Source organism: Gilliamella sp. wkB112 (assembly GCF_001690685.1).
GTDB classification, from domain to species: domain Bacteria; phylum Pseudomonadota; class Gammaproteobacteria; order Enterobacterales; family Orbaceae; genus Gilliamella; species Gilliamella apicola_J.
In genome coordinates this window covers 120,484-141,309 of the sequence record NZ_LZGL01000009.1, presented here as the reverse complement: position 1 = coordinate 141,309, position 20,826 = coordinate 120,484, and the positions used below count along the sequence as shown (strand labels likewise).

25 protein-coding genes and 1 pseudogene are annotated in these 20,826 nt (G+C 35.2%); 23 read left to right on the top strand and 3 right to left on the bottom strand.

What is annotated here, in order from left to right; genetic code table 11:
• Positions 1–31 precede the first annotated feature (31 nt).
• The 21 genes and pseudogenes from A9G12_RS03005 to A9G12_RS12020 all read left to right on the top strand — a co-directional run.
• Positions 32–562: a phage virion morphogenesis protein gene (locus A9G12_RS03005; protein ID WP_218056564.1), complete on the top strand. Its 531-nt coding sequence runs from the start codon at positions 32–34 to the stop codon at positions 560–562.
• Between the two features lie 229 nt (positions 563–791).
• The gene (locus tag A9G12_RS03000) at positions 792–1,874 is read left to right on the top strand and encodes a hypothetical protein (protein WP_218056563.1); all 1,083 of its coding nucleotides are present in this window, start codon (positions 792–794) and stop codon (positions 1,872–1,874) included.
• Positions 1,874–2,101, top strand: coding sequence for an Acb2/Tad1 domain-containing protein (locus A9G12_RS02995; protein WP_065564386.1), 228 nt, complete (start codon positions 1,874–1,876; stop codon positions 2,099–2,101). Before A9G12_RS03000 ends, A9G12_RS02995 begins: the two co-directional genes overlap by 1 nt.
• Positions 2,102–2,142: 41 nt before the next feature.
• Positions 2,143–2,502, top strand: a complete 360-nt coding sequence (locus A9G12_RS02990) for a hypothetical protein (protein ID WP_065564385.1) — start codon at positions 2,143–2,145, stop codon at positions 2,500–2,502.
• A 65-nt stretch (positions 2,503–2,567) separates the two neighbouring features.
• Entirely contained in the window at positions 2,568–3,494 is a 927-nt protein-coding gene (locus A9G12_RS02985) for a phage capsid protein (RefSeq protein WP_065564384.1), read from the top strand.
• Positions 3,495–3,544: 50 nt separating this feature from the next.
• Positions 3,545–4,066 carry a gp436 family protein gene (locus tag A9G12_RS02980; RefSeq protein ID WP_065564383.1) on the top strand — a complete coding sequence of 174 codons (522 nt, stop codon included), beginning with the start codon at positions 3,545–3,547 and terminating at the stop codon, positions 4,064–4,066.
• The gene (locus A9G12_RS02975) at positions 4,063–4,512 is read left to right on the top strand and encodes a phage tail terminator protein (protein WP_065564382.1); all 450 of its coding nucleotides are present in this window, start codon (positions 4,063–4,065) and stop codon (positions 4,510–4,512) included. The genes A9G12_RS02980 and A9G12_RS02975 overlap by 4 nt, the downstream gene beginning before the upstream one ends.
• 17 nt (positions 4,513–4,529) lie before the next feature.
• Positions 4,530–5,291 carry a hypothetical protein gene (locus A9G12_RS02970; RefSeq protein WP_065564381.1) on the top strand — a complete coding sequence of 254 codons (762 nt, stop codon included), beginning with the start codon at positions 4,530–4,532 and terminating at the stop codon, positions 5,289–5,291.
• A gap of 67 nt (positions 5,292–5,358) precedes the next feature.
• Positions 5,359–5,775, top strand: a complete 417-nt coding sequence (locus tag A9G12_RS02965; RefSeq protein WP_065564380.1) for a DUF6631 family protein — start codon at positions 5,359–5,361, stop codon at positions 5,773–5,775.
• On the top strand, positions 5,691–5,987 hold the full coding sequence (locus A9G12_RS12190) for a hypothetical protein (RefSeq protein WP_141674100.1): 297 nt from the start codon (positions 5,691–5,693) through the stop codon (positions 5,985–5,987). The genes A9G12_RS02965 and A9G12_RS12190 overlap by 85 nt, the downstream gene beginning before the upstream one ends.
• A 2-nt stretch (positions 5,988–5,989) precedes the next feature.
• Positions 5,990–9,097: a phage tail length tape measure family protein gene (locus tag A9G12_RS02960; protein WP_065564379.1), complete on the top strand. Its 3,108-nt coding sequence runs from the start codon at positions 5,990–5,992 to the stop codon at positions 9,095–9,097.
• Positions 9,094–10,284 carry a hypothetical protein gene (locus A9G12_RS02955; RefSeq protein WP_065564378.1) on the top strand — a complete coding sequence of 397 codons (1,191 nt, stop codon included), beginning with the start codon at positions 9,094–9,096 and terminating at the stop codon, positions 10,282–10,284. Before A9G12_RS02960 ends, A9G12_RS02955 begins: the two co-directional genes overlap by 4 nt.
• Positions 10,265–11,071: a phage BR0599 family protein gene (locus A9G12_RS02950; RefSeq protein WP_065564377.1), complete on the top strand. Its 807-nt coding sequence runs from the start codon at positions 10,265–10,267 to the stop codon at positions 11,069–11,071. The genes A9G12_RS02955 and A9G12_RS02950 overlap by 20 nt, the downstream gene beginning before the upstream one ends.
• Before the next feature lie 10 nt (positions 11,072–11,081).
• Positions 11,082–11,315, top strand: coding sequence for a hypothetical protein (locus tag A9G12_RS02945; RefSeq protein WP_065564376.1), 234 nt, complete (start codon positions 11,082–11,084; stop codon positions 11,313–11,315).
• 14 nt (positions 11,316–11,329) lie between these two features.
• The gene (locus tag A9G12_RS02940) at positions 11,330–11,533 is read left to right on the top strand and encodes a hypothetical protein (RefSeq protein WP_065564375.1); all 204 of its coding nucleotides are present in this window, start codon (positions 11,330–11,332) and stop codon (positions 11,531–11,533) included.
• Positions 11,523–13,910: a phage tail protein gene (locus A9G12_RS02935; RefSeq protein WP_065564374.1), complete on the top strand. Its 2,388-nt coding sequence runs from the start codon at positions 11,523–11,525 to the stop codon at positions 13,908–13,910. The genes A9G12_RS02940 and A9G12_RS02935 overlap by 11 nt, the downstream gene beginning before the upstream one ends.
• Positions 13,910–14,695, top strand: coding sequence for a hypothetical protein (locus tag A9G12_RS02930; RefSeq protein WP_065564373.1), 786 nt, complete (start codon positions 13,910–13,912; stop codon positions 14,693–14,695). Before A9G12_RS02935 ends, A9G12_RS02930 begins: the two co-directional genes overlap by 1 nt.
• Before the next feature lie 23 nt (positions 14,696–14,718).
• Positions 14,719–15,483, top strand: coding sequence for a hypothetical protein (locus A9G12_RS02925; protein ID WP_065564372.1), 765 nt, complete (start codon positions 14,719–14,721; stop codon positions 15,481–15,483).
• A 17-nt stretch (positions 15,484–15,500) separates the two neighbouring features.
• Positions 15,501–16,214: a hypothetical protein gene (locus tag A9G12_RS02920; protein WP_081299635.1), complete on the top strand. Its 714-nt coding sequence runs from the start codon at positions 15,501–15,503 to the stop codon at positions 16,212–16,214.
• 48 nt (positions 16,215–16,262) lie between these two features.
• On the top strand, positions 16,263–16,802 hold the full coding sequence (locus A9G12_RS02915) for a tail fiber assembly protein (protein WP_065564371.1): 540 nt from the start codon (positions 16,263–16,265) through the stop codon (positions 16,800–16,802).
• A gap of 88 nt (positions 16,803–16,890) precedes the next feature.
• Positions 16,891–17,193: pseudogene (locus tag A9G12_RS12020) on the top strand (terminase TerL endonuclease subunit); the annotation flags it as partial.
• Here A9G12_RS12020 and A9G12_RS02905 read toward each other — a convergent pair.
• Positions 17,188–17,481 (bottom strand): hypothetical protein, encoded by a 294-nt coding sequence (locus tag A9G12_RS02905; RefSeq protein WP_065564369.1) that lies wholly within the window; start codon positions 17,479–17,481, stop codon positions 17,188–17,190. The pseudogene A9G12_RS12020 and the gene A9G12_RS02905 overlap by 6 nt on opposite strands.
• A 510-nt stretch (positions 17,482–17,991) precedes the next feature.
• On the opposite strand from A9G12_RS02905, the gene A9G12_RS02900 reads away from it, so the two are divergent.
• The gene (locus A9G12_RS02900) at positions 17,992–18,222 is read left to right on the top strand and encodes a tyrosine-type recombinase/integrase (RefSeq protein WP_065564368.1); all 231 of its coding nucleotides are present in this window, start codon (positions 17,992–17,994) and stop codon (positions 18,220–18,222) included.
• A 400-nt stretch (positions 18,223–18,622) separates the two neighbouring features.
• Positions 18,623–19,240 (top strand): helix-turn-helix transcriptional regulator, encoded by a 618-nt coding sequence (locus A9G12_RS02895; protein ID WP_065564367.1) that lies wholly within the window; start codon positions 18,623–18,625, stop codon positions 19,238–19,240.
• Between the two features lie 300 nt (positions 19,241–19,540).
• Here the strand turns inward: A9G12_RS02895 and A9G12_RS02890 are convergent, their stop codons facing one another.
• Both A9G12_RS02890 and A9G12_RS02885 read right to left on the bottom strand, forming a co-directional pair.
• The gene (locus A9G12_RS02890; RefSeq protein WP_065564366.1) at positions 19,541–20,239 is read right to left on the bottom strand and encodes a hypothetical protein; all 699 of its coding nucleotides are present in this window, start codon (positions 20,237–20,239) and stop codon (positions 19,541–19,543) included.
• 201 nt (positions 20,240–20,440) lie between these two features.
• Entirely contained in the window at positions 20,441–20,686 is a 246-nt protein-coding gene (locus A9G12_RS02885; RefSeq protein ID WP_065564365.1) for a hypothetical protein, read from the bottom strand.
• Positions 20,687–20,826 lie beyond the last annotated feature (140 nt).

Sequence of the window (20,826 nt, the reverse complement as noted above, 5' to 3'; positions counted from 1 at the left end):
GATTGGGTCGCTGTACGTGGGATTCGAGGCTTTGGCGGAAGCTGCCCGTACATACGATAAAACTAGTATAGGTGAAAAAATGGCTGGCGTAAATATTGAGTTTAATATACAAGATGCATTGGATGCCTTGATTACAATTGAATCACGCCTTGATGATACACCAGGCTTATTTAATCATATAGGTGAAACATTACTTGATATTCATGAAGCACGTTTTAATGCCCAAGAATCACCGGATGGTGTACCATGGCAAGCATTATCTCCATGGTATCAACAATCTAAGCCCAAGCAACAAGATAAAATTTTGACGTTAGATGGCAATCTAAGAAGTACGTTGCATTGGCAGATTGAAGGTAATACATTATTGTTTGGTACCAATCTAGTGTACGGTGCTATCCATCAATTTGGCGGAATTATTAAACCCGTCAGCGCTAATGCATTAAATGTTGGTGGGCGTCCAGTAAAACAAGTGGTAATTCCAGCAAGACCATGGCTAGGTATTAGTGCCCAAGATAAATTGCTTTTAGTCGATATTGTTCGTGAACATCTAGGTTTTGCTTAAAACACAATATAACGCGTTTTAAGCGATTTTATAATGAAATGCTAATAAGTTTATGTATAAATGCTTTAATCAGGTCATAAATGCTTTATAATAAATTTTAGCGCACCTCTTATCTGATATTTTATTTTAATTTCTATTAAATCTCTCTAATAATTATCTGTCCTAGTTCAGATTACCATTCCCTCAAAATAGATCATGATGCTCTATATCAATTTATTGGAGCATTTTTATGACACTGATTCCTGTTTTTAAGCCTGGTACACACACTGCCGTTGATGGTAGAAAGCTCACTTTTACTTTAGAGAACTGTATTGATCTAGCAGAAAGTTATGATCCAAGTTTATCTGAAGCACCAATGGTTATTGGTCATCCTAAATTGACAGCGCCAGCTTATGGTTGGGCTAAATCATTTCAAATCAAAGACGGTTTAGTTTATGCAGAAACAGGACAAGTAAACCCTGAATTCGCGGAAGCATTCAATTCAGGCGCTTATAAAAAACGTTCTTTATCAATCTATTTACCAGACTCACCTGGAAATCCTAAACCTGGTCATTATTATGCTCGTCACATCGGTTTTTTAGGTGCAGCCGCCCCTGCTATCAAAGGATTACCAGATGCTAGTTTTGCTGAGTCTATTGGCGAACTTGGTGCTGCTGAGTTTGCTATGCCGTTTGATGACAGCATTATCGATACCCTCAAATCATTACGTGAATATTTGATTGAAAAAGAAGGTATTGAAAAAGCCGACCAAATTATACCAACTTGGCGGATTGAATCACTACCCGTCCAAGAGGATTTTAAAGTGAATGAGTTAACACAGGAGAGTTCAATGATAAAAACCGATGAAGTGAATTTTGCAGAGCAACAAGCAGCTATTGACGTTAAGAGTGCTGAACTAAACAAACGTGAACGAGCATTGCTAGAAAAAGAACAAACTAACAGACGTATAGAATTTGCATCATTTGCTGATGAATTAGTTAAATCAGGCAAATTATTACCAACCCATAAAACTACAGTCGTTGAAGTATTTATGGCGTTGGGTAGTGAGCCAATTTCGTTCGCTGAAGGTGATGTAACTGTTAACAATTCCCCAGTTGATTTAATCAAAAAAGTGCTTTCTGAGCGCCCTGCATTTATGGATTTTGCTGAAAAGTCGGGCGTAGATAAAGAGCCTAAAAAAGATGACACAAATTCAGACGATCCAAAAGTGATTGCTGAAGCAGCCAAAAAATACCAAAAAGAACAAGCTGATAAAGGGATTACTGTCTCAATCACGCAAGCGGTTTCTCATGTAACAGCAGGTAAAAAATAATGGAACAACTTACCTTTGGTCAAAAAGCAGTTGGTGTACATTTTAATCCATCAAACCAAACAGAAGTTGATATTTATAAACAGCGAATTGCTGATGCTATTGATGAGATGAATGATTTACGAACCAAATCAACATCACAAGAACAAAAAAGGTTATGTTCTGTTGCAATTACTGAACTACAAACTGCACAAATATGGGCAGTTAAAGCGTTTACATGGACTGATTAGTGTCAGTCTTATTTCAATTTTAAACATAGAGGTTACTCAATATGAATATTCCAGGATTAACAATAGCAAAAACGGCTGAAGGTGAAGTCAAACCTCGTGTGTTAGTTTGTCACGGTAGTAAAGATGGACTAGCAAAACAAGCGATTGACGGTACCACATTATTAATCGGTGTATCAACCATTGTTGGCGGTGCCAATGGTGAAGTAATTGATGTGATTCGTAGCGGACTAGCACCCGTTTTTTATAGCGAAGCAATTGTGATTGGAGATCCAATTACTGCAAACACGGATGGTCGAGCTAAAAAAGCGGCTTCAGGTGATTTTATTATTGGTTATGCCGAAGTTGCGGGTGATATTGATGAAATCGGCTCCGTTTGGATTGCTCCAGCAAAACAAGCTTAACCCACTTTATTAAGTCCATAGTCACTTTGATTATGGATAAACAAGTTTTATAGGAGATTTTTAATATGCAACGTCCTTTTCCCGTTGAACCACAGTTAACTGCAATAGCGATAGCTTACCGTAATAATAAGTTGATTGCTGAAGAGGTTTTACCTCGTGTTCCTGTTTCAAGTACATCGTTTAAATGGCTTGAGTATGATTTTTCAGAGCGATTTACTTTGCCTAATACTAAAGTTGGTAGAACATCACAACCGAATCAAGTTGAGTTTGGTGCCAAAGAGAAAGAAAGTTCTGTTGAAGACTATGGCCTTGATAGTCCCGTTCCGCAAGATGATATTGACACAGCAATCACTGGTCATAATCCGCTTGGTCATGCCGTTGAAGCAACGACTGATTTAATTTTATTAGATCGTGAAGTTCGAGCGGCTAATATCCTTTTTAATGGTAAAAATTACAACTATAAAAAGACATTAACTACTGCTGAGCAATGGAGTGATCCAGAAAGTGATCCAGTAGCACAAATTACTGATGCTTTTGATTCAATGATTGTTCGCCCGAATATCGGCACACTTGGCCGTCGCGTTGCAACCATGTTACGTCGACATCCAAAAATTGTGGCGGCTTATCATGGCAACTCAGGTGAAAGTGGTCTTGTCCCTCTTGGTTTTTTAGCTGATTTACTTGAACTTGAAGCCATTTATATTGGTGATGCATTCTTGAATAGTGCTAAACCAGGAAAAGAGCCAACATTGCTTCGTGCTTGGGGGAATAAAGCATCATTCACCGTTCGTAATAAACTTGCCACAACTAAAGGCGGAGTCACATTTGGCTTTACTGCTCAATTTAAAGATCGTGTTTCTGGCTCAATTCCTGATGCAGACATCGGCCTACGTGGTGGTCAACGTGTTCGCGTTGGTGAGTCAGTCAAAGAGCTGGTTGTGGCTAAAGATGCGGGCTATTTGTTTGAAAATGTTATTCCAGCAAACAGTTAATAATGTGAACAACAACCAACGGTAATTTATCGTTGGTTTGGGTAAAGATGATGAATATTCATTACATTACATTGCTAAATTTATCCGAACGTCCAGGACTCGTTGAGCTATCGCAATTAGTTGCTCAAGATGGTGAAATGCCAGTAGATGCTAATTTATTGGAAGTCATTATTAATGGTGGTGATGTTTCAAGTTGGTTGCCTGATGATGTTATTAATGCAAATCGAGCAATCTCACGTATTAATGAATCAATCGCTGATGCTGAAGCTGAGATAAATGGTTTTTTACGTCAACGAGGACACAGATTGCCATTAGTTAAGGTACCACGTCTGCTAGCTGATTGGGCACGCATTATTGTTCGTTACAAATTACATCGCAATCGTGTTTCTGATGAAAAAAGCGATCCAATTGTGCGTGATTACAAACAGGTTCTTGGTTTTTTAAAACTGGTAGCTGACGGTAAATATTCGCTAGGCATTGATGATGCTTTATCTGTCGCAGGTGGCGTTCCTCAGCAAACTGGCCCTGTTCGTATATTTGATATGAACACACTTAGAGATTTTGGACGATGAACAGCGCACCATTTGATGTGTCGGTCATCGCTGACAAACTCAAGGTATTACTGCAAGACAAAACCTTAGTGTTTGTTGGTACCAGTGCTGAATACAGCAAGCTAACGGATTTAACCAGTGCGCCAACGCCAAGTGCTTATGTTCTGCTTGGTAAAGAAATGCCCAATGATAAACCCGTTGGCACAAGGCAATCCGTCAATGTTAATTTTGGTGTTGTGGTTGTTGCACGTGATATTTCAAGTCAAGCAACCAATATTCAAAATGTTAAACAGCTAGCAAACCCCGTTATAGGTGCGGTGCGTGATTTGTTGATTGGTAAAACAGTTCAGTTTATTGATGGAGTTCGTCCAGTCACATGGGTTGGTGGGCAAACGTTAGGTTTTCAAAATGGCGTACTAGTGTGGATTGATTCATTTCAAACTCAACACTTCATTGGTAGCCGATAAAAGTTTAGGAGAAAAATATGTCAGATTTATTAATGAGTCTTCAGGGTACGATTAATCTCGCTACTCGTGATACTGCAAGTTCACCAGCCCGCCCAGGTGCATTTCGGCATGTGGGTACCGCTGACTCTTGCGAGATGGAGTTAAGTGTCGAAACAGTTACGCAAAATGAGTCTTACACTGGGCAACGTCTGCAAGTCGGTGAATTGACGTTAGGTAAAAGTGGGACATTAAATCTTACGTTAAAAGATTGGTCAATTGAAAATATTGCTTTGGCACTTTATGGCGAAGTGATTACAGTCGATTCTGGTATTGCGACAGATGAAAAATTACCGGAAGGTTTAGTGGTTGGTGACCGCATAAAATTAACCCATCCATTTGTTGCAGATGTTGAGTTAAAAACTGTCGATGGGACGATATTAATATCAGGTACCGATTATGAAATTGAATCAACATATGCCGGATTAATCAAATTATTAACCCCACCGGCATTAACTGCGACAGTTGATTATTCATATGCTAAAAAAGAGAGTCTAGGAATATTCACACGCCAACCACCTGAACGTTGGTTTATGTTAGACGGCATTAACACCGATCGCGAAGATGAACACGTTATTGTGGAATTATTCCGAGTTAAATTTAATCCGATTTCGAATTTTTCATTACTACATAATGAAGGTTATGGTGAGTTACCTCTGACGGCTACCGTCTTGGCTGATATGAGTCAAACCAAAGACAGTACGCTAGGTTATTTTGGCTCATATGCTCAAAAAGCTAAATAAATTTATTATGCGGTGAATTTGCACCGCTATTTATTCAACTCTCTAATTTTATTAGCAGGTAAATAACATGGCAGAAAAAGTGACAGCAACAAAAGAAGAATCAAATGATTTAGCAACATTAATGCCAAATCGTGAAATTACACTAGCTGGTGAAACAATTACAGTACGTGAATATTCATTTAAAGATGCATTAACAATCGGTAATGACATTAACCAGTTTGTTGCATTAATTGTGAATGAGATGAACGGTACAAACAAAATCACGATTGAACAAGCGGATGCAATCTTTATTAATAATCTTGAGCTAGTCAATTCACTAATTAGCGTATCAATCAATAAGCCAATTAGCTTTATTGAATCACTTGGTTACGAAGATGGGATCCAATTGTTGGATTGGTGGTGGGTTGTGAATTCTCATTTTTTTATGAACGCGGTAACTCGCAAAATCATTCGGCAAAACGCTGCAAAACAGGTAAATCAGTAAGCTGGAGTGAGGTTTTCACACTATTAATTAAAAACGGACATGATCCACAGCAGTTACCGCATTACACGCAACGCCAATTACTGCTGTATTACGATGAATTAATTAAGTTACAGAATCGAGAACGAGCCAACCGAATTGAAGATATTTGTGTTGGGTTTAATGGCGGTAAACAAGTCAATAAGTTTGTAAAACAGTTACGCGGAGAGCAATAATAATGGCTAATAACGATATGAATATTGCAATGAAGTTCACGGCTGACGTGAATCGTGCAAAAAAAAATATTCATGACGTCGGTGAGGAATTAAAAAGCGTCTATGAAAAACAGACTGACGCAATGAACCGCGGCCAACGTACTATTATTGAATTATTAAAAAAAGAAAAGGCTGAAGAAAAAGCGCAGGAAGCCGCGGCTAAAGCTGCGAAAGAGCATCAAAAAGAAGTTGAAAAACTGCGACAAGGTTTAGATAAATTACTTGCTAGTATCGATCCAGCTACTAAAGGTTTAAGCCGTTTAGATGAATTAGAAAGCAAATTAAGAAAATCAAAAAAAGCGGGCGTGATAGATAACGATACATTTGATGATTATCTCGGGAAAATCAATAATCAACGAGCAGCATTATCAACGGTTGATTCGCTTAATGAAGGCACTAAGAGATTAGATTTAAATACGAAAGGTGCGCGTCGTAGCATTGCCAGTATGATCAGGCAATTGGCCAGTGGTAATTTTGCTTCAGCAGGAAATTCATTATTTAATATTGGCAATATGACTGGAAGGCTACCACCATTATTTAGTGCAGCTACTTTATCTGCTGTTGGTTTTGTTGGTGTGGTATATGGAATCGCTAAGGTTTTATCTAGTATTTCGTCAGAACAAGATCATTTCAATAAATCTCTTATTTCAACAAGCGGTTACGCAGGAACGACAGCAAGTGGTCTGGAACAAATGTCACAGCGTATAGGTAAAATTAATCATAATTACAGTGAAACACGATCTATTATTGCAGAACTTACTGCGACTGGTCAGTTATCTGAAAAAGCAATTGAAAATATTGCTAAAGCGTCAGCTTATATGTCTGCTGTTACAGGTAAATCTGCCGAAGAAACTGTTCAGGAATTTAAAGGTATACAAGATTCTGTTACAAGTTGGTCTACTGAAGCAAATAAACAATATCACTTTTTAGATTTGGCAACTTATCAACACATTGCTGCATTGGAAGAACAAGGAAAAACAGAGGAGGCCATTGCGCTTGCTACAGGAAAATATGCAAACGAAATGGAAGTTAGTGCCAATAAAATGAAAGAACAATTGAATTGGTTAGAATCGGCTTGGCAAAGTTTTAGAAATGGTGTGACTGACCTTGGAAATTCATTAAAAACAGAATTGAAATTAAACTTGGGGTTGTCTACCTTAGATGAAGAGATCACAAAATTAGAACAAGCTAAAAAGCAAGGAATATACACCTTTATTGGTGGTTCAATGGATTGGAATGAATCCTTTGAAAAAGATTTACAACAGAAATATGCAGAAAGAGATAAGTTGCAAAAAGAGGCCGAGTATAAACGTAATGAAAGTGTAATAAATGAAAAAGCGATTATTGCTCAAAAGGAATTACATGAACTTCATAAACAAAATTTAACTGATGCAGAGAAACAAGCAAATGCAGTTGATGATTTACGGAAAAAATATGAAGCTTTGTGGGCTAATGAAAAGGGTCGTAACGATTTGAAAGCACAAGGTGTTACCTCAAAAGACGGTAAATCATTTTCTGGCGGTCAATATGATAAAGATGTTAAAAATATCACTGATAAAGGAATTCAAGAATATAATAAAGGGGTTGAAAAATCACTTAAGTTAACTACAGAGCTACAACGTGTGATGCATGAAATTAATGAAGGACAATATAAAAATGCATCACAAGCAGAAAAAGACAGAGCCATTGAACTTGCAAAACAAGTTGACGCGAAAAACGCAGCAAAACATAACAAAAAAACTGATTTTACATTATCAAATGACAAAACCAATTTATCACTACAGCAACAGTTAAATGAACTATTACTTGGTACAAAGGCAAGTGATGATACCATTGAACAATGGTATAACAATCTATTAGCCCAGTTTAAGAAAACGGGAAATAAAGAAGGTATCGATTTAATCGACCAAATTTTGCCCCTCAAAAAAGCTGAAGCTAATCTGAATGAAATCACAACCAAAATTCAGCAAGCACAATCACGTCAATCAACGAAAGAACAGAGTATTCAAGCACAAGTAACTAGTGGTTTAATTACCCAAGTTGAAGCGCAAAGCCAATTAGTCGATTTACACAAACAGACAGCGCAAGAACTTGCAGAGTATTTACCTACCCTGCAAGCTATGACTGAATTACCAGGACAAGCAGGTGAAAATGCACAGAAAGCACTTGCGACACTTCAGCTACAAATTGCAGAACTAAATAAGACTACTGATGCACTAACAAATGCATTTAAAAGCGGATTGCAAAGCGGTATCCAAGGTAGTCTCGATTCTTTAGCAAAAGGCACATTTGAATTAAAAGATGCCCTACAAAATCTAGCGCAAAGTATTTTATCGTCAATGGCGCAAGTAGCGTCAAAAGGTTTAGCAGATATGGCAATGAATGGACTATCCAATTTAGGTAGTTCGTTATTTGGTGCTGCTACTGATGCCGCAGTTGATAATGCAAGTGCTGCTGCTTCAGCAGGACTAATGGAAACAGCTATTGCAACAAGTAGCGCAACTGGTGCAGGATTAATGGGTGAGTCGATATCGATGTCGGCAGGAATTGGTGCAGAAACGATTTCAGCATCAATGATTACAGCAGGTACAGCAGCAGGTGAAATTATTAGCGCAGCAATGATTACTGCGGCAAGTGCAAATGCAGGTAGTTCTGCTATGGGAGCCGCGGCAGTAGCCGCGGCAACTGGTGGTTATATTACTGGTGCCGGAACATCAACGTCTGACTCGATTCCGGCAAAACTATCTAACGGAGAATATGTTGTTAAAGCGGAATCCGTTAAAAAATATGGGGTTGATTATCTTCATGCAATCAACACGGGACGATTACATCGTTATGCAACTGGTGGTTTAGTTTCAAATGCCAGCAGTCCGAAGGCACAAAATATATCTGATGAAAATTCATCATCTCGCACAACAAATCAAGCTCAATCGGCTCCCGTAATTCAGCAAACACTTGTGCTTGATAGCGGTGAGATGATGAAGTCAGGCATTAGTTCTGTTGATGGCTCAAGAGCATTAATGACGTGGATTCATGCTAACGCACCAACGTTAAAGCAGGTATTATCATGAAAAATATATTTTTATGGCTAGCTGAACCTGATTGGACTAATGGCATAACTGAAGTATTAGAGTGGAAAACCGATATTTTACAATCCTATTCAGGCGCTGAACAACGCATTACAAGGCGATTATCACCACGCCGAACTTTTGAATTTTCAATTCTAATTAATGGTAATGAGCGTTCACGATTTGAAAATAGATTGGCGTTCATGGGTGGTAATTCTTGGTATTTTCCTGTTTATACCGATGTCACCTATCTCGATGATGATGTTAATTCAGGTGCTACAGTTCTCCCGTGTAACACAGTTGGTCGTGATTTTGTAGTTGGCAATAAAGTGTTAATTAAAAGTGAGATTAACATTGTTAATCAAACAGCATTACTAGAAGTCGCAGCTGTAAATGAAAATTCAATCACATTAGTTAATCCAGTTAAAACTCAGTTTTTTGCGGGAGCATATATTTATCCTGTTCGATTAGCTGTATTAACAGATATGCCAGAACTTACACGGCATAATGATGACCTATTAAGTGCGCAAATTCGTTTCCGAATTAGTGAGCATAACGCATTTAGTAACGATATTTCATTTTTGCCAACTTACCGACACTTTCCAGTACTCAATATTCAGCCTGATTGGTCTGAATCTCTCAAATGCCGATATGAGCGTGTTTTATTTGAATTAGACAACGGTTCAGGCATTCCAAAACGATTAGATACAGCAAAATTACCATTTTTTGTAACAGAATTTCGTTGGTTTCTGACTGAACGAAATGAGCAAATACAGTTACGCAAACTATTTTATTATCTGAATGGTTGTCAAAAAAACATTTGGATATCAAGCCAAGCCAGTGATTTTAATGTCATAACTGTTGACGGTCGCGTTCTTGAAGTTGAAAACACTGGATTTAATGAAGTCGGTCTAATGTTTGGTCGAAAAGATATTGTTATCAATTTATGTAATGGTAATGCGCTATATCGTCGAATTGAACTCGTTGCTGTAGTTTCTGATGAAATTGAACGTTTATTACTAAATGAATCAATTAATGTAAATGCTGAAGATATTTTGTCAGTCTCATTTTTAACATTATGCCGTTTAAATAATGATGCTGTCAGCTGGGAACATGTAACAGACGCGGATGGTTTGGCAAATATAACATGCAGTTTTCGAGGAGTTCGTGATGAACTGGAATCAATTTGAGTATTCAACAAACAATGGCAAACCAATAACGTTATATGAGTTTATTCGTAATGAACAAAAATACTATCGCTATACCAATGCTGATAGAGATATTGATTTTAATGGAGTAACGTGGACAAGTGATGCAATCAGCAACACAGGTATTAGTATTGGTACCGGAAATAACCTCGAAATTACATTACCGTCAACATCTGACGTAGTCCGTTTATTTCGTGGCATTCCACCAACAAAACCCGTTGTAATCAAAATGTATCAATTCCACGAAAATGACAATGAATTTAGGGTTATTTGGGTTGGAAAAATTCAAGAAGTCAAACGCGAATCAATTGAAAGAGCAAAACTCATTACTACGAGTGTTGCCAGTTCGTTTGAGCGCAGTGGACTACGGTTGACGTACGGGCGTTCATGTCCCTATGCACTGTATGACCACAATTGCCGGATTCGACAAGAAAACTATAAAGTCGCGGATATCGAAATTATCGCTTTAAATGGAGCAAATATAACCGTCAATCTTTCTAATATAAATGATGGCTATTTTTCTGGTGGATACATGGATTTTCATATTGATGGTATTCAAGAACTACGTGGATTGAAAGCACATGTTAATAACGTGATAGGTATTCTGGGCGGCACTCAAGGTTTGCAAAAGGGAATGAAAATTAATTTGTATCCGGGGTGTGACAAAACAATCAAAACATGTGATGAAAAATTCAAAAATCATTTGAATTATGGTGGTCAACCGCATATTCCGGGCGTTTCACCGTTCACAATCATCAAACTATTTTAGGAGGAATTTTATGTGGTGGGCTGTTGCTAAATTTGTTGCTGTTATTGTTGCCAGTTATGTCATTGCACGAGTTACTGCAAAACAACCGAAAAGCAATCGTCCAACAGCAGCAACCGAAGAAGATTGGAATATGCCTATACCTGATGAAGGTACTCCCCAATGCGTGTTTTTCGGCGACTGCTGGACGGCGGATTGGTTTGTACTGGGGTATGGCAACTATCGTTATAGTGCAATTCGTAAGTAATTGGAGCATTAATTATGAAAATAACAATGGAACATATTCGGGCTGGAGGCGGCTGTGCATGGGGATTACGTGAATTTTTTAAACGTTACAATCTTGATCTCGATGCTTTTATTCATGATGGGTATATTGAAGAAGAAATATTATTAAAAACAGGCGATGCACTAGCGCTACATATTATCAATATTGCAAAAACAGGAATGGTCGCAGATGGGTTCTAAGAAGAAAAAAGTCACTGTAGGATATCGTTACTCGTGGGATTTGTTCTGTAGTTTAGGTCGAGGCCCAATTAATTCTATTGTTGCAATTACTGCTGATAAAAAAATTGTATTGCTATGTACTGAAAATGAAGCAAATTCTTCATGTTCTATTGATATTAACAAGCCTAATTTATTTGGTGGCGAAGACACTGGCGGTGAGGGAGGAATCAAAGGTAGTTTGGAAATATTAATGGGTGAACCAAACCAAGTTCCAACAAATAATCTACGTAGTATTTTAAAAGGATTGATTCCAGGTTTTCGTGGGTTAGTTACAACATTCTATTCGGGATTAATAAGTTGTTATAGTGCATCACCAAAACCATGGTCATATCGAGTTCGTCGAACAACAAAAGGTTGGGATAAAAATAATGTATGGTATCCAGAAAAATGTTTGATTTTACTGCGCGATGATGTATCAGAAATAACGGGAATAGATGCCGAAATCGAAAGCCGATATGGTTCGTTAAATGAACTGCACACAACAATTGGTATTCCAAATAAAAATAAAACTAAAGAAGAAATTAAAAAAGAATTAGAAGAACAAAAACGAAAAGAAGAAGAACGACAACGAAAAATTGCTGAATTACGTGCAGCGCTTAATAATAATATTCGTAATATACATGCGATGAATGCAGCACATATTTTGGTTGAGTGCGCAACCAGCCGCGATTGGGGATTGGGTTTAGGCTGGGATGGAATTGATATTGATAGTTATAAAACAGCTGCAGATAAACTATTTGCGGAAAAATTCGGTTTGTGTTTTCGATATAATCGCCAAGATCAGCTGCAAACGTTTATACAACAAATTTTAGATCATATTGGTGCAGCGCAATATGCAGATTTATCAACCGGAAAATTAAAATTAAAACTGATTCGTAATGATTATGATCCAGATAAGTTACCACTGTTCACATACGATAACGGTATTTTATCAGTGCAAGACGATGATAGTGCGAGTAGCGACGCGTCGTATAATGAAATCGTTGTTACATATCATAATCCGGTTACTCATGAAGATGCCACTGTTCGAGCACAAAATCTAGCATCGATTCAACAAGTCGGTTTGATTAGTAATTCAGTTGAATATAAAGCGGTACCGACACAGGAATTGGCGGCTAGACTAGCTGAACGCGATTTAGAAATGAGTGCGGCGGGTATTAAGCGTTTAATCATTAAATTTGATAGGCGCGGTGGCATATTGGAGCCAGCATCATGTTTTCGCGTATCACTACCCGATCGCGATATTGAAAATATGATATTGCGCGTGGGAAAAATAGAAGAACAAAGTGATGGTTCTTTATTGATTACTGGAGTTCAGGATGTTTTTAGTTTGTCATCAACATCGTACAGTACATCGCACCAAACAAGTGAATGGGTAGAGCCAGATAACTCAATACGAGCTGTTAATGATGTACAGCTGATTGAATTACCGTATGCAGTTCTTGTGTCAACACTGAGTGCTGCGGATCTAAATTATGTAAAACAGTCTTCAGGATATGTTGGTGTTATGGCATCGGCACCGACTCCGGCATCAATTAATTATATTCTGCAATCTTGCGCATCGGGTGCTGAATTTGTCACACAAAACCAAGGCGATTGGACTCCGTCCGCTACACTAATAAATGAGATTGAAAAACTAACAACAAAATTTGAAATTGAGTCTGATTATCGACCAAGTATTGGTGAAGGAATTTTAATTAATGACGAATTCATGCGCATTGATGCAATTGAAAATAAAACAATTAAAGTTGGTCGTGGCTGTTTCGACTCATTGCCAAGTAAACACAAATCCGGCTCTAAAATTCGTTTTTTTATGAATATATTGGATCAAGATGGTATTGAATATATTTCAGGTGAAAAAGTTCATGTCAAATTATTAACACAAACAAATGCGGGGGTATTAAATCAAGATATTGCACCAATCGAAAGTATTGAGATGTCACATAGACAAATACGTCCGTATTTACCCGCAAATATAAAAATAAATGATATATTGTACCCCGATTTGATTGATGAAGCTGATAATTATATCTTTACGTTTTCACATCGTGACAGAGTTCTGCAGGCTGATCAGTTAATTGATTGTTTATCTGGTAATGTCGGTCATGAAGAAGGTACGATATATAGAATAGAAATTTCTGACTATTATACTAAAGAGATTCTGTGGAAAATTAATACAACAGATACCATTATAGTATTACCTTATTCCTCCAATGAGGATCATCTTTATGATGATTTACACATCTTAACTTTATACAGTATCCGAGATGGATATGAGTCATTACATAAATTTATTTCAACACTTCCTGAAGGCCATGTTACCGCGGAGAATCAATAATGTCTAATCAAAGTGAATACTACTACGGACAAGGCAAAGTTTATTTATCACCTTATGGTATAGATAAAAAATGGCGTTGGATTGGTGATGTTTCATCACTAAAATTAAATTTTGAATTTGAAGAACAATATAGTAAACGCAGTATAGGTGGTAGTTTAATTAATGATAAGCGATTTGTAACTTTTATTGGTGGTAATATTACCGCCAATTGGTTTGATCGTTCATCAGATAATTTAGAATTATTACTACGTGGCCAGTCTATTTCGAAATCTCAAGGTTGGGCTGAAGAACAATTTAAAAATATAAAGCAAGGAATGACAATCTGTTTACAACATCAAAATGTTAGAGACATTTTCATCCAAAATCTGAATGAAAATATTGATTATATCGTTGATGGTAAAGAGGGATTAATTTCATTTATTACAAAGCCCAAGTCACAATCATTACTAATTGAATACGATTATTCGGGTTTCAATGGTATTAGTATTTTAAATAATGAACCACATGACTTCTCATTACGTTATGAAGGGAAAAACATTGTAGAAGATAAACCAATCAATATTGAATTGTATAGATTGTCACTAGATCCAATTGAATTTATAAACTTAATTGATGACAAATCAGAATTTTCAAATGTAGAAACAACATTGCAGTTATTACCGGATTTTAAAAAAAATCCAAAGTCAGAATTCGGACTATTTGGCAGAATAATACACTTCAATGATTTCATCGATATTTTATACGACGATGAAATTGCATATGACGAACGATACGAATTTGCATAATTCGCAGATTAAGAGGAAAAATAATGGAAAATTTAGTTGAAGAAGAAAAATGGGATGAAGGAATATATTTAATCCAACGTAAAGATCGTGTTGGTGGTGGCACACGAGGTATAGCTAATAAACCACACATTGGATTAGCAAACAGAACTCAATATTTAAAAAAGAAAGTTGGGGAAATTAATAAAAAAGTTTCTGATATAAATTCTACATTAAATCTAACTCTATCATTCTCAAAAGAGAATCAAGCATTTGATGCAAAACATCAACGTATTGAAAATGTTGAGAATCCCACAAATGAGACTGACGTAACTAATAAAAAATATGTTGATAATTCAGACAATAAGCTACAGAAACAAATAAATGAATTAAAAGAAGCCCAGATTGGTTATGAATCAATAGGTAATTTTAGCGAGGGCTGTATTCTCAATACACGTAATGAAATTATCTATGATAAACAAACAAAAAAATATTATGCTTGGGCAGGCAATCTACCACATCAAGTCCCACAAGAAACTAATGTTATTGATGAAATGAACAATGGTAAACCGTGGCTCGTCATCGAAAATTCGAACGAATTTATAGCTAAAATTGAGAGTATTAAACAAATAGCGCAAAGTGTTGCTACTCAATTTTATGGTTTCAAAAAAGATGGTGCGAAACTGATTTTAGAAACAGTGGGAAATATAGATAACAAAACGCTACACCTTTCGGAATTTCTAGAATGGATAATTGCACCAGGTGGGTGTGAATTTATTGTTAATGATAAAGATTTATTGATGTTTATATAAAAAGAGAGAGGTTAAAAATGGCAACTATTAACTTGGGAAACATTAGATTTAACTGGTGTGGTGAATATACCCGTTCAACTCAATATACAAAAGATGATGTTGTTGGATTCAATGGTTCAAGCTGGATAGCTAGAAAAAATGTAAAAGACATAAATCCCGCAAATAATGAATTTTGGGATTTAATGGTCGCGGGAGCGGAAAAACCATACATTATCGGAGAACAAAAACTAATGGCATTTAGAGCATCCGAACTTCCGTTTGGATGGTATTTTAGAAATGGAGACAACTATGTACTAGATTCACCGCAAGGCCGAGCATTAAATAGTTTATCGGCAAACTACAAAGAAGATTATAAAATCATAATTAAAGTTATTAACAGTCAACAATATATCAATGTACCAACAGCATTTGCGTCCGATGGTCGAGGCTATTTTGAACGAGCTGTTAATGGAACTACTAGACAAGTTGGTAGTGTTGAAGAGGCTGCTATTCCCAATATCGTTGGTGGATTCGGCATGGATGGCATGGCTGGTGCAGATACAGGTGTTTGTTGGGGGAGCCATGGTCCTTTTTATGAAAATGGCACTAATTCATCTATTGCAAAATACATTCCATATGAGTTAGGGGTTAGCACAAAAATGGGGTTCGATTTATCACGAGTAACACGTACTGGACCAGAAAATACAGTGCTGAATCAAGGCGGCACTCCATCTATATATTTAGGCGTTTAAGCACCTAAGTACCCTTGTTGAGTAGGTAAAAACAAAAAGGAAACAACCATGATTAATTATTATTTTAATAATCAATTTGACAAAGAAAACAAGTATAGGCCATATACTTATTCACTTGTAGCTAATGACTACACATTACCGCCAGATAATGCACTACGAATAGCTCCAGAGTTCAAAGATGGTTATATACCGTGCGAGTATAACGGTAAATGGGTTCTAGTCGAAGATAATCGCAATAAAACAGCTTATAATGTAGAAACTCAGGAATCAGTCAAGATTGATTATCTCGGCAAAATAAAAGACGGTTTTACTTTATTAGAGCCGTTCGAGTTTTGTAAGTGGAACGGTGAAAAATGGGTGAAAGATAAAGATGCTGAGAATGAAGCTACTATTGCACAAGCTCAAGCTATTAAAAATTCACTAATAAGTGAAGCTAACAATAAAATAGCAGTGCTTCAAGACACAATTGATTTAGGTATACAAAAAGATGATGAAGAAACCCAATTAAAACAATGGAAAAAATATCGAATTCTGTTAACTAGAATTGATACATCTAATATAAATGTAATTTTTCCAGAAAAACCATAAAATTTGTAATTCATTTTCAAATATAGAAACAAACGGCGTGGTTAATTATCAATTAATTTAAACGATAATTATCGCGCGCCGCATCACATTTTCCCAAACTTATGCACGATATAGCCCAACTTCAAAAACTGTCGAGATATTTATAAGCCGTAAACGAATTAAACACAATGGCGATCAGGCTCTTTCTTGGGCGGTAGGTAATGTAGTGATGGAAACCGATGCGAATGCCAATATTAAGCCCAATAAAAAGAAAGCAGCCAACAAGATTGACCCTGCGGTCGCTTTCCTGATGTCATTCGGCACTTACTTACTTGAGTACGGCGAAGTCGATATCAATCTAACCGATGCACAAAAACAAGCGTTAGACGAGTTTAAGGGTATTGAGTTATGATAATGATATCGTTGCTATTAGCGCCAAAAAAATTATAGATAAAATACTAATAAAAACAACTGCCCTAGTTATTTTATCGTCATCTTCTAGTATTATTTTTTTTATAGTTGGCACCGACCATACACACCATAGAAAAATATTAGTCCCAATGAGAGTAATCGCAGTATCTAAAATTGGTTTTTTATCGTATAAGACTATACTAGCAACAGTAAATAAAATAAAAGGCGTTGCATTGTTTGCACTTTCAACCATTAATTCACAAAATTTAGTTATTCCTATTTTTTTCATTTTATCACCTTTCGATTTATAAAAATTTATTAAATACTACCATGTTATTAATAACATACAACACTATAATAACACAAGGTTAATTTATTGATTATTAATAATTAATTTTGTTAGTGTTGTTAGTGCTGTAAAATCACAAAAATAAACTTTTCCTTTTAATCTTTAAGTTAGTCATTGATGAATATTACTAATAATTTGATAATGATTTTAATATATTAAAACGATTTTATGTTATATTGAATGTTATACAGTAAAAATATAAATTGAATAATGTTTATTTAAATCAATTGGTTAATATAGCAATCAGATCCCCTCACAACCCACCACTTCTTTAACTAAAATCCTTTTCAAATCATTAACAATCCTTAAAGAATAAAGGTAATACTCTAAAAAAGTACTTGAACCAAATTGGGCTAAATTGGATATATTTGTATGCGTTTTTATTATCCAGATTCCGTGGTTTTTCTTGGTGGTTAGTAATAAACAGACGATTCCCCGCGCTCTAAAAATATGCCAACATTACCACCAGAAAATTTACCCGTTATATTAAAAACAATTAATAATTATCCTGCTACACAACAAACAAAAAATCTTGCTTATTTTCAATTAATTACAATGGTAAGACCTAGCCAAGCAGCAACAGCTAGATGGATAGATATTGATTTAAATAATGTGATTTGGACGATGCTAGCTAGTAATATGAAGATGCGACATGAGCATATTGCGCCATTATCAAAATAAGCATTAACAATACTTCAAAAGATGAAAAATATTACATCGCCAAATGTTGAATATTTTTTTATAAATTGAAAATATTTAAATGATAAAACTAAGCACACTCGCACAGAAGCAGTAAATTCAATGCTGAAGCAAACAGGTTTTAAAGATAAATTGGTTGCGTACGGATTAAGAACAATTACCGCTACAATTTAAATGAAAGTTTAAAATTTGATCAAGATTTAATATTACTTACTCATACTAATAAAAATATTATTAGAGCTACTTTTGATAATGCTCAATATATCAGTAAGAGATTTGAATTGGTGAATTGAGGCGTGATATTGTGAAAAAAATCTAGTAATGTTTCTGTATTAGGATATTATATTCTATTAATTATGTAGTTTTTTTGTGGAGTTTTTTTATGACTATTAAAACATTATTTGACTTTACAGGACCACTAGAAACGATTAGCTTTTCAGATCTTGCCGTAGCTCTAGGTTGTGATGAATCAACAATTAAAATATGGCTCAAAGATGAAACTATTAAAATGCCTAAACCGCTCCAAATTGGTGAAAATATGTGGTTTAGTTACGAAGAAGTAAAGAATTGGTTACAGAGCAGACCTAAATTTAATTGTTTTTATGATATTAATCAAGATAAAATTGAGATATTAGATAGTGGAGAATATCCTGTGAACATTGACGGCTTAATGAATGAAAAAATAGCTTTAGAATGTTTACAGCAAGTATTAGCAGATTTTAGGGAAAGACCAGAATTTTTACAGTGCTATTATGCATATATACCCAAATATTTAGCAGATTTACAGCAACATAATAAAGCATCTTCGGATAAAACTGGGATCATAATATCTTGTATTGTTATTGATAGTGAAATTAAGTTAGTTTTAGTTGATCAAAGGCGTATGAGAGTTCTTCTTGAAAATTATGAGATTGAGGAGAACGTAAAAAAAATAAATGAAAACAATCCAATGAAAGAAAATAAAGTAGTCCAAATAGAAAAATATAAATATCTTCTATAAAAGGGATTTAGCTCTCTTTTTTTACAAAGTTTTGAAAGATGAATACAACAACAGAACTTAAAAGATATAATTTGATGTTCGTTTTTTTGTGATGAGTGAGTCCAGTCCAACTTTATTAACCAGTTCTTTATAATGGTAAAAGGTATCTATTTATACCTCGGTCACGTTACAATTTTGGATACATTATTGAACTCACCAGTTAAATTTAATAAGCCTGTTTTATATTAGATGATTTGATTGTTAGTATGAAGCATGAGTGTTGCTTCTTGTTGTTTTAATTATAGATTCTATTCTTAATTATCACTCATCCCTAACAGCCATAAAATCGTTTTCAAACCATTTATCGAAATCTATTTTCGAATCATAAGAAACGCTGCTTGTGATTTCTTTCGGGATTGGTGATGGTTCTAATTCAAATTCTGGTTCTATTCCGTCATTGTAATTCGGACGTTCATCATCTAATAATAACGTACTAATTAGCCACGACATTTCATGATTATTATTATTTGAAATATGGTGTTTAATCAGATTGTTAGTTTCTTTTCCAGCTTTAATAAAAGCTATATCAGCTTCGCCAATTTTTCTATTTTTATCACAGTAAGTAGAATAAGAAAAATTACTCGACCCAAGCATATAAAAACAAATTTCCCCATTTATTTTTATTACAATAATCTTTGCGTGATCTTTCGGTGTTTTAGTCTCACATATGTGGACTTTACAATTTAGTATATTTTTCGCTGTGTATTTAGGAGAAAAACCTGGATATGAATCATATAACGACCAATCTATCTCATTTTCAATTGGGATTCCTGCGGTTATTTCTTTAATATGATTAGAAGCTGTTTCATCTGTTTTATTCCAGCAAGCGCCTTTTATATGAATGTCAATTTTATAGTTTGGATTAGATAATAATAACAATACTGCATTTAGGTATTGAGCCATTAAAGGACTATTTGCCTTCGTTGTTCTAATATGATCTATTAAATATCCAGTATTCATAACGTTCCCAGTTATTACTATACTCTAGAATTGATGAGTACATCTTAATATAATTACTTAATGAACTCAATATTTAACATTTATTTTGCCTAATAACAGTATTTATCCTTGCATCAGGCAATGACCATGTGATTTGTATATTTTGCGCCTGAACATTTTTAATGTAACCAAATTCAAATTTTCTTATAAATAAAGTAATTTTTATAAATTATCATTTGTTAAATATTCAAGATATTCGTTCCATAGATTTTCGGGATTTATATCTCTATAGCCTCTAGATTCTATAATTTGTTTACTTTCAGACTTTGGTAAAGCTATGCATGTTGCATTATCTCTGAGAAGCTCCAATTCAATTAAAGTTAATTGGCGTCCCTTTTTTTCTTGTTCATTTATAATTAAACTGATTAGTGATGGAATAAATAATAACTCTAATTTTTCATCTTTCATTTTTAATTTTCCAAATAATTAATGGTTAATATAAATATACTATAATATTCTTAGCTGTATTGGTTAATAAAAATAACGTTAATTTATAATATTTAATCAGAGGTAATCGATATAGATTTACTTAAGGTTGCTTTTGGGGT

Coding starts and splice junctions, on each gene's coding strand:
- A9G12_RS02965 (WP_065564380.1), top strand. CDS start 5,359: ATGGCAGAAAAAGTGACAGCAACAAAAGAAGAATCAAATGATTTAGCA.
- A9G12_RS02890 (WP_065564366.1), bottom strand. CDS start 20,239: ATGAATACTGGATATTTAATAGATCATATTAGAACAACGAAGGCAAAT.
- A9G12_RS02900 (WP_065564368.1), top strand. CDS start 17,992: ATGCCAACATTACCACCAGAAAATTTACCCGTTATATTAAAAACAATT.
- A9G12_RS02960 (WP_065564379.1), top strand. CDS start 5,990: ATGGCTAATAACGATATGAATATTGCAATGAAGTTCACGGCTGACGTG.
- A9G12_RS02915 (WP_065564371.1), top strand. CDS start 16,263: ATGATTAATTATTATTTTAATAATCAATTTGACAAAGAAAACAAGTAT.
- A9G12_RS02925 (WP_065564372.1), top strand. CDS start 14,719: ATGGAAAATTTAGTTGAAGAAGAAAAATGGGATGAAGGAATATATTTA.
- A9G12_RS02905 (WP_065564369.1), bottom strand. CDS start 17,481: ATGAAAAAAATAGGAATAACTAAATTTTGTGAATTAATGGTTGAAAGT.
- A9G12_RS02955 (WP_065564378.1), top strand. CDS start 9,094: ATGAAAAATATATTTTTATGGCTAGCTGAACCTGATTGGACTAATGGC.
- A9G12_RS02920 (WP_081299635.1), top strand. CDS start 15,501: ATGGCAACTATTAACTTGGGAAACATTAGATTTAACTGGTGTGGTGAA.
- A9G12_RS02935 (WP_065564374.1), top strand. CDS start 11,523: ATGGGTTCTAAGAAGAAAAAAGTCACTGTAGGATATCGTTACTCGTGG.
- A9G12_RS02885 (WP_065564365.1), bottom strand. CDS start 20,686: ATGAAAGATGAAAAATTAGAGTTATTATTTATTCCATCACTAATCAGT.
- A9G12_RS03000 (WP_218056563.1), top strand. CDS start 792: ATGACACTGATTCCTGTTTTTAAGCCTGGTACACACACTGCCGTTGAT.
- A9G12_RS02990 (WP_065564385.1), top strand. CDS start 2,143: ATGAATATTCCAGGATTAACAATAGCAAAAACGGCTGAAGGTGAAGTC.
- A9G12_RS02930 (WP_065564373.1), top strand. CDS start 13,910: ATGTCTAATCAAAGTGAATACTACTACGGACAAGGCAAAGTTTATTTA.
- A9G12_RS02950 (WP_065564377.1), top strand. CDS start 10,265: ATGAACTGGAATCAATTTGAGTATTCAACAAACAATGGCAAACCAATA.
- A9G12_RS02985 (WP_065564384.1), top strand. CDS start 2,568: ATGCAACGTCCTTTTCCCGTTGAACCACAGTTAACTGCAATAGCGATA.
- A9G12_RS02940 (WP_065564375.1), top strand. CDS start 11,330: ATGAAAATAACAATGGAACATATTCGGGCTGGAGGCGGCTGTGCATGG.
- A9G12_RS02975 (WP_065564382.1), top strand. CDS start 4,063: ATGAACAGCGCACCATTTGATGTGTCGGTCATCGCTGACAAACTCAAG.
- A9G12_RS02970 (WP_065564381.1), top strand. CDS start 4,530: ATGTCAGATTTATTAATGAGTCTTCAGGGTACGATTAATCTCGCTACT.
- A9G12_RS02945 (WP_065564376.1), top strand. CDS start 11,082: ATGTGGTGGGCTGTTGCTAAATTTGTTGCTGTTATTGTTGCCAGTTAT.
- A9G12_RS02895 (WP_065564367.1), top strand. CDS start 18,623: ATGACTATTAAAACATTATTTGACTTTACAGGACCACTAGAAACGATT.
- A9G12_RS02995 (WP_065564386.1), top strand. CDS start 1,874: ATGGAACAACTTACCTTTGGTCAAAAAGCAGTTGGTGTACATTTTAAT.
- A9G12_RS02980 (WP_065564383.1), top strand. CDS start 3,545: ATGAATATTCATTACATTACATTGCTAAATTTATCCGAACGTCCAGGA.